An 8,350-nucleotide genomic window follows, 5' to 3' on the forward strand; every position below is an offset into this window, starting at 1 on the left:
GTCCAAATGAGGGTCAGCTGTCGCTACATCAATGATGAAAATGCTCTAGACGCCGACCAGCGCGGCCACCACGCCGAGTCCAATCAGCCCCAAAAGTAACGCCAACAGGATCCAAACGATGATGGAGGTTTTGTACTTGATATGGGGCGTTTGGGCGACGACCTGTTGATAGCCCGGCGAGAAGACAAATTGTCCTTTCTCGCTGAGCAGCAAGTAGAGGAAATAGGCGGAAATCAACGTGCCAATCGGAAATGCGAGTAGCCCAATCACGCTGAGCACGCTCGCGACAATGCGAGCCCAGGGACGTAGCTTCCAAAGATTTAATGCCGTGAAACCTTGCAGCAGTCCTAACGTCAGGTAAACCAAGCCAATCACCGCCATCAAAATCGCTTCGGCGGGGGCGACCTTCTCTGCAATCCCAGCAACCACGGGCATGGCAATCATCGCCAACCCGATCGGTACCATCAGGATCGCCCCAAGCAAATAGAGCGTGCCGATCGATTTCACCGAGGCCTCATGGCTGAGGTAATAACGCCGCACCGCTTCGACATCGTCCCCCAGGGCATGCGAAACCGGGCCGACCTGTGACGTGGGGGTGTATGGGTTGGCAATCGATCTCGGGGCTTCGTCCCGGTTGGGTAGGGCAGTGGAGCCTTGGGCTTCGGGCCGGCCGGAAGCTTCGGGCTGGCCTTGACCTTCGGGCCGGCCTGAGTTCGCGGGCCGGGCAAAGGGATTGACTTCGTCTTGGTTCGGCATGGGGAGGCTCGCGAAAGGGGAAAGGGGGGGGAACGAACAGGCAAATCTCGCTTGATAACGCATCGGCCCAGTTAATGCATGAGCCCCCGCGGGAAAGGGGGCTGAGGCCAAATTTTACCATGCGACGCGAACCGCTGGGGGGGCTTGGATGGAAACGAGTCTGGGCGGGGCTTCCGCGGGCCGCCGGTGGGGGCGAAGCCACCGACGCAAATGCAACGCCATGGAAAACGTCCCGATAACGAAACAAAGCCCTGATTGGAAGAAACCAATCAGGGCTTTGTGGAAACTAATTACGAGGTCGTCACCGTCTAGATGTTGTCTACAAACTGTGCCGCACGGCTGAACAGGTCATCGATGGAAGCTTGGCTAAATCCGAGAGAAGCCGAGGGAGAGCTGGAAAAATCAAGCTCATCCACTCCACCAAAGAATTGCAGTGACAAGCCATCGCGGCTGATCACGAAGTCTTCCTTGTTTAACATCGCGGTCTTCACTTGGGTGCCTTGGACGATCGAGATGATCGCGGCGTCTTTGGCGCTGTTCAGTAGCAGCTCGCCATAGTTGACGTTTTCAAAGCCTTCGGAGGCCATGAAGAAGATTTGGTGGCCGGCGGCATCCAGTGCCACGGATCCACCGCGACGTCCATTGTCCGAAGCCGACGCAGCCTCCGAATTGCCTCGCAGGTAACTCGATGCCAAAATGTCAAGGTTGGACATGGCCGCGGAGAGCCCCAGGACAGGAAGGTCGCCAGCGACAGGGGTGCTGCTGCTCGGGCCTACCGATACCGGGACGACGTTGCTGCCGGACAGGAACACGTTCGTGCTCGAGACGCCGAAGACAACCCCATACGATCCTTGGCTCACCCCTGTGAATCGGTAGTGTCCATCCATGTCTGTGTACACGGTGGCAACCAATTCGCCGGAAGCTTTGCGAAGTTCCACTTGAACTCCTGCCAAGCCTTTTTCGTTGGTGTCCTTCATACCATTGCGGTACGGTACAACGGTTCCACCGGAGCTTGCCACTTCCGAAAGATTCTCGACTTTATCGACGAAGATCGAACCCTCGACGGTCGAGCCGCTACCGGGGTCGGTTGGGTCGTTGTCGATGATCGTAACCGCCGTGGCTTTGGCACCCAGTGCGGCGCCTCCGGTCGGATTCGCGATCGTCACGTTGAAGGTCTCGTTGGGCTCATCGATGGTGTCTTCGAGGATTGCCACGGTGACCGTCTTGGCGGTGGTATCGCCATCGGCGAACGTTACCGTTTGGGTCTTTTCGGTGTAATCGACTCCTGCGGTGGCGGTGACACCGGAAGTGGCGAATACCACCGATACCACTCCGTCGCTTCCGCCGGTTCGCGTGATCGTGAACGTCGCAACCGATCCGTTTTCATTGACCGAGACGGTTGCGGGCGAGAGCGAAATCGTACCTGGGTTCACCACGGTCGTGTCATCGTCGTTGATGGTAACGATGGATTGTGCAGCTCCTAGCGTTGCACCCCCGGTGGCACTGCTGAGTTTGACAGTGAAGGTTTCGTTGTTTTCATCCGCGAGATCGCCAATGATGTCAACGGTGATGGTTTTCGAGACTCCATCGCCGTCGGCGAAGGTGACGGTTTGAGTCTTGGCGGTGTAGTCCGATCCGGCAGTCGCCGTATCGGCCGCAGCGCCGGTCGCGAATTGAACGGATACGGCGCCATCGGTGCCACCGCTGCGCGAGATGGTAAAGGTGGCTTGCTTGGTTCCGCTGTCGCCTTCGTCGATGGAAATCGTTGCGGGCGAGAGCGAAATCGTACCTGGGTTCACCACGGTCGTATCATCGTCGTTGATGGTAACGATGGATTGTGCAACTCCTAGCGTTGCACCCCCGGTGGCACTGCTGAGATTGACCGTGAAGGTTTCGTTGTTTTCATCCGCGAGATCGCCAATGATGTCAACGGTGATGGTTTTCGAGGCTCCATCGCCGTCGGCGAAGGTGACGGTTTGAGTCTTGGCGGTGTAGTCCGATCCGGCAGTCGCCGTATCGGCCGCAGCACCGGTCGTGAATTGAACGGATACGGCGCCATCGGTGCCTCCGCTGCGCGAGATGGTAAAGGTGGCTTGCTTGGTTCCGCTGTCACCTTCGTCGATGGAAATCGTTGCGGGCGAGAGCGAAATCGTACCTGGGTTCACCACGGTCGTGTCATCGTCGTTGATGGTAACGATGGATTGTGCAGCTCCTAGCGTTGCACCCCCGGTGGCACTGCTGAGATTGACCGTGAAGGTTTCGTTGTTTTCGTCCGCGAGATCGCCAATGATGTCAACGGTGATGGTTTTCGAGACTCCATCGCCGTCGGCGAAGGTGACGGTTTGCGTCTTGGCGGTGTAGTCCGATCCGGCAGTCGCCGTATCGGCCGCAGCACCGGTCGTGAATTGAACGGATACGGCGCCATCGGTGCCACCGCTACGCGAGATGGTAAAGGTGGCTTGCTTGGTTCCGCTGTCGCCTTCGTCGATGGAAATCGTTGCGGGCGAGAGCGAAATCGTACCTGGGTTCACTACCGCCGTGTCATCGTTGGTGATGGTCACTGTCGACGTCGTCGTCCCAAGCGATGCTCCGCCCGTCACCGCACTGATCGTAGCGGTGAAGGTTTCGTTGGGTTCGACATCGGTGTCGCCGTTAATATCAACGGTGATGGTTTTAGAGGCTCCATCTCCTGCGACGAAGGTGACGGTTTGCATCTTCGCAACGTAGTCTTGTCCGGCAGTCGCCGTATCGGTCACAGCGCCGGTCGCGAATTGAACCGAAACTTCGCCATCGGTGCCGCCGGTTCGCGTCACCGTGAAGGTCGCCGTTGTGGTGCCGCTATCGCCTTCGGCTAGCGAGACGGTTGCTGGTGTAATGGCGATCGTGCCCGGTTGCACCGCGCCGCCATCAGCGGTTGCGTTGATGATAAACTTAGCGTCGCTATCAAAGCGAACTTGGTCTACCGGTACCGGACGTGAGTTGTCGTTGCCGGCTGCGTTAGGTTCTTCGAGGAATCCGTAGACCAGGAATGATTCGCCATTGTCATCTTCACCCGGGGTTACTTCAAAGGTCAAACCTTGAACCGGTGCATTGATGAAGACAGGGATGCTGAGCGCGTCAAAGACGGTGTCCAGAGTGTCTCCGTCGCCACCGCTTGACTCCGGCACGCCGCCTGCGACGACGGGGCCGAGGCCACCCACGTTGTCAAAGACTTCGGCTGGGTTAGCAGGGTCGGGAACAAACGAGCCGATCACGGAGCGGTTGCCCAAAAAGCTGAACGTGCCACCGTCTGGGTTCGGTAGTGTGCGGCTGGCGTAATCAATATCGTAACGCTCGCCGATTGGAAGGCCGCCGTTGTCACGGCCTTGTAGAATATTGTCCGTGCGGAATTCTTTATTTGACGCGGGATCACCGACGGGGAATTCGGCAACGTCGGGAATGATCCGCATCCGTTGGATATTGATGGTCGGCTGGTTCACACCGATCGAGTCTGCGCCACCAAAGCGAACTTGCAAGAAGAAGTCATCGGGGTCCGCCGATGGCAAGCGAGTCACTTGCACGGTTGTGCCCGAATCGAGGAACGCACCATTGGCATCTTCAAGGGTTCCTAGAGCCGCAGCCACGCTGCCGGTCGGGTCCGCCAAGAAATCGGCGGCTTCAATGCGAGCGGTGTTTGTGCTGACGGTGTTGCCGCCCGACTTCAGCGAAATATCCAACGCCAAAGTGAATTCCGAGTTATCGATCTCCTTGCTAACGGTGATTTGCTGAGTCTCGGAAATGATCGGCTGGATCAAGCTGCCGCCATTATCACCATTGCTTTGCGTAACGCCAATGTCCGCAACCAGCTGGAAAACCCCTTGGCGGTATCGCACATCGACGGTTTGCCCGTTACCCGTTGGCACCTGGAAAATCCGATCGCCGTCACGTAGGTCGAGGTAGCCCACCTCGAGTTCGAAGACTTGGCCAACGGCGACGTTGTAGGCGCCGTTGTCGTCTTTTGGCAATTCGGTACTGTCGCCGTCTCGAGCACTTAGCTGGACTTCGAGTAACGGCTCGCCGGCCCCTTCGCCCATGCGATTGAGGGTGTTGATGACCGACAATGCATCGGCTGCGGTCACGCGATTGTCGCCGTTGACATCGACAAACGACGTGATCTGCTCCCCTTGCCCGACTTCCGTGGATTGCCCGCCGTTGCGATTCAAGTGATTGATGACCGCCAACGCATCCATCGGGGTGACCCGCATGTTGTTGTCGACGTCATGAGCCAAAAAGTAGTTATGAGCGGAAGCAAAGTCGCCTGCGAGAAGCTCCCGTCGCTCAAGCGCTTCACTGCTCAAACGTCGCGAAGTCGTTTGACCTCGTTGGACTTGATCGTTGGAACGTTGGTTGGCCCTCAGCCATCCGGAGCGACGGAGCAATTGACGCAGATGTTTCATCTGTTTTTCTCAGGAAGATGAAGGAGATTTTCGGGTAAAACTCAATGCCGAATATGACTGACTCTGTTCAATTGATTCGGTAAGAGCTTGGGTTTGGATCGACATAGTGTGACCAGGTCGAAAAAATATGCGAGACTGCTTATTTTACCTAGTCTTTCTAGCTTATCAACGTCTGGGGGCAATCTGTGCGGACTAGCGACAACATGTTGTTGGTTTAGATAGCGAACTATGCAAAAAGTTCCGATATTTCCGCCAAAAAATGTTATGCGTCGTTAGTTCGCCGCGTTGGATAAAGGTTGGTTACTCTCAGCCAAGCCAGCGGTTGCGATCGACTCGGACTCCATTGTGCTTAGCAACAATTCGTTGACAACTAAATTTTCAGGGAACTTTTCAGAGATTTGCTCTGATAAGGGCAGCTTTTCTGGTAATAGCGTGCCGATTGTAGTGAGGGTCGGGGTTTTCAGCTTCGCATCGACAATCGGCTCGATGTAATCCGTTGATGCATGCTGAGGGGCAAAATCGCCAAGCACCGCACGCGGCCATTGCGTGAGCACGGCATCATGTGAAGAGGCGTCGTTGCCAGACGCGTCGTTTCGAAGAGCCAGGCCGCGGGACGCGAGCGTCTCGCCTCCGATTCCCAAATCGCTTTCGTCGGGCGGACTCGATTGGGCCACCGGAGCCTCTCCGAGCACAGGATCGTTTTGCGGTGATTCCCCTTCACCACCACTGGTTTGCTTCATCAATGTGTTGATGACCAGCAAGGCGTCCAAGGCGGTGACAGTGCCGTCATTGTTGACGTCAATGAATTCGCCGTGAATCTCGTTTGCCGTCAACAATCGTGGTTGGTTGACATTCAAGTCGTTGATGATGATCAAGGCGTCATTGGCAGTGACGATTTGATCTTGATTGACATCGCCGGCGATGAGGGGGTTGTGCCGTGGGCTGGTCACCCGGTGGGCGATCGCGACCAAACCCTCGCTCGTTCCATCCACAATGTTGACGATCGGATTGGGTTGCTCGAATGCATGGATCAAATTTTCTGGGGAAAGCTCGATCATGTACTGGCCATCGGCGAGGTGGTTGAACTTCAACGCTCCCGATTCGTCGATGGTGTATTGATCTTCGATCCCAAACTCAACCGCGGAGATCGCAATCGAGGTTTCGGCGTGTCCGAACGCACGAATCTCGGCAATCCTCCCACGATCGTCTTGGATCGTTAGCTGTGTTGACATGCCATAAGCAATGCCTTCACTCGTGACTCGCTTGATCAATTGCCCTGCGGAGTCGTAGGCTTCGATTCGTCCATAGCTTAGCGCCTGGTGATCCGCGCCCCAGATTTGCAAACGGACTTCGCCGACGTTTTCGTCGAATTCTGCGACAAAGCCTTGCCGTTTATTCCATCGTTCGCTCAACACGATGAGTTGCGAGTTGAATGATTGAAAGAATTTCTGGTTGCTGGCAATCGGTGAACTGGCGACCTCTAATTGTCGGTTTAACGAATAACCTTGATTCGTCAGACTCACTCCACTGAGGCTGTCGCTGGCGATCGTTCCGTTGGGCAACTCGTTAGCCTCAACGCGACCGGAGAACAGCGGTGAGCCATCCGCATGCCGAATCGTTGCGGAAGCGTTGGTCAAGAATGGTTCCGACCCCGCTCGGACCGAGTTGTTGTCTTGGTCAAGAAAGGCAAAGCCGGTGATGTTGTTCGCGGAGATCGCGGGAGCGCCGATGGTGCCGTGGACTACGTTGCTGGTGATCCCGGTGCTCCCATCGACTGCGCGCCAATCAATGCGGCTGAATCCTTGGTCGATGACCACCTCAAGTTCAAAATCGACGACCTGCTGATCGGGTTGGGATGCGACGATCCACGGACCGTCATCCAACCGGTATTGAATTTCGCTGACGCGATTGAGCGTGATATCGCTTTGGGGACCTTGGGAGTTCTTGTTGGGGAGCGCCACGGCAGTGGCATGGCCATCGAAATGGTAGGTGGTGGTGGCGAGGTCAAAGTGGCCGATCCCTTGGAGATCCAACGGCACATCGAGAACATCAAAGATGCCATTGTCGTCGCTGTCTTGCCAACCAATCATTGCCAAGGTCGCTGTCGGGCTGACGTGTTGGTTATAGGCTTCGGTCAGGGGGAACCCACTGCGCATGATGCTGTTTTCGTGCACAAAGCCGGGGGTCGGATTGTCGGCTGCGTTGAGGTTCTGAGCGTTGTAGTAACCGCGGCGGTCGGTCCATGAGGAGGCACCTTTGCCGTCGTACTCGTCGCGAGCCCAGAAAATGTGTCCCATTTCGTGGGTGATCGTGGATGCCGGACGCGTCGATGGGGTGACCATAAACAGTCCCCCGGAAAACGCGAACGCGCCTTGGAACAATCCTCCCTTGGCAAACAATCCATCGTGCTCACCGGTCGTTGGATTGACGTCATCGGACGAGTCGACGACGAAGAGGGTGAACGCCCAATCGGTCCCGAGAGCGATGCGTTGATCGTGATTGAATGACATCACTGCGTTTTGAAGCGCCGATGACCCTGGATAGCCGAGCGAGTCCATAAATGCGCCAGCCGCCAATTGATAGCCTTCGCTATTGCGATCGATCAATTCGTAAGGCGTTTGCACCGGCGTTTTGGCATACTCGTCATTGATCACGAATTCAAGCGAGTGAACGGTGTCCAATGTATCAAGTGTCTCGCTCCACCAATTTACCCCTTCACGGATCTTTGCGAGCACTTCATCGATTTCGTCCGCGGTCCAATTCTGGGACTCTGGATCAATGCTGCCGTTGCTTTCAAAGAAGACGGGGGTGATCGCAACTCGGCCGAGCATGAACTCAGCGGTATCCATTTCGGTCGCCCCGAGCGGAGCGGCGGCGAGCAGATTTCGCTTTTCAAGCATCTCCATGCGAGCGTGTCGGCGATTTGCCGAACGAGTTCGTTGTCGCTTTGAAGGAGAGCGAAGCATGAAAACCGAAAAAAATGGAGGAAAACGAAGGACCACCCCGAGGACTTATCGGCATTAACTGCCCCCTCGGTTCTCAACTTAGACGCGACAAATCAGGATTTGTCGCACCAAATTGTTGTAAGCGTTGCCATCCGACTACTTGCCTTAACCGGTACAGCTTAAGGCGACGTTTCTTCAGGTGACTCAGGCGAT

The 8,350-nt window shown here is 56.1% G+C and carries 3 protein-coding genes; all 3 read right to left on the reverse strand.

The window, feature by feature from the left end:
* Positions 1-45: 45 nt before the first annotated feature.
* Positions 46-756 carry a hypothetical protein gene (locus tag Pla52o_RS00890; RefSeq protein WP_146592709.1) on the reverse strand — a complete coding sequence of 237 codons (711 nt, stop codon included), beginning with the start codon at positions 754-756 and terminating at the stop codon, positions 46-48.
* A 308-nt stretch (positions 757-1,064) separates the two neighbouring features.
* Complete coding sequence (locus Pla52o_RS00895; RefSeq protein ID WP_146592710.1) at positions 1,065-5,192, reverse strand: Calx-beta domain-containing protein; 4,128 nt, start codon at positions 5,190-5,192, stop codon at positions 1,065-1,067.
* Positions 5,193-5,464: 272 nt separating this feature from the next.
* Positions 5,465-8,158 (reverse strand): dockerin type I domain-containing protein, encoded by a 2,694-nt coding sequence (locus Pla52o_RS00900; protein ID WP_146592711.1) that lies wholly within the window; start codon positions 8,156-8,158, stop codon positions 5,465-5,467.
* Positions 8,159-8,350: the final 192 nt, after the last annotated feature.

The organism is Novipirellula galeiformis (assembly GCF_007860095.1).
Lineage (GTDB): Bacteria > Planctomycetota > Planctomycetia > Pirellulales > Pirellulaceae > Novipirellula > Novipirellula galeiformis.

Excerpts from the sequence above, each read along its gene's own strand:
- Pla52o_RS00890 (WP_146592709.1), bottom strand. The coding sequence starts at position 756 with ATGCCGAACCAAGACGAAGTCAATCCCTTTGCCCGGCCCGCGAACTCA.
- Pla52o_RS00895 (WP_146592710.1), bottom strand. The coding sequence starts at position 5,192 with ATGAAACATCTGCGTCAATTGCTCCGTCGCTCCGGATGGCTGAGGGCC.
- Pla52o_RS00900 (WP_146592711.1), bottom strand. The coding sequence starts at position 8,158 with ATGCTTCGCTCTCCTTCAAAGCGACAACGAACTCGTTCGGCAAATCGC.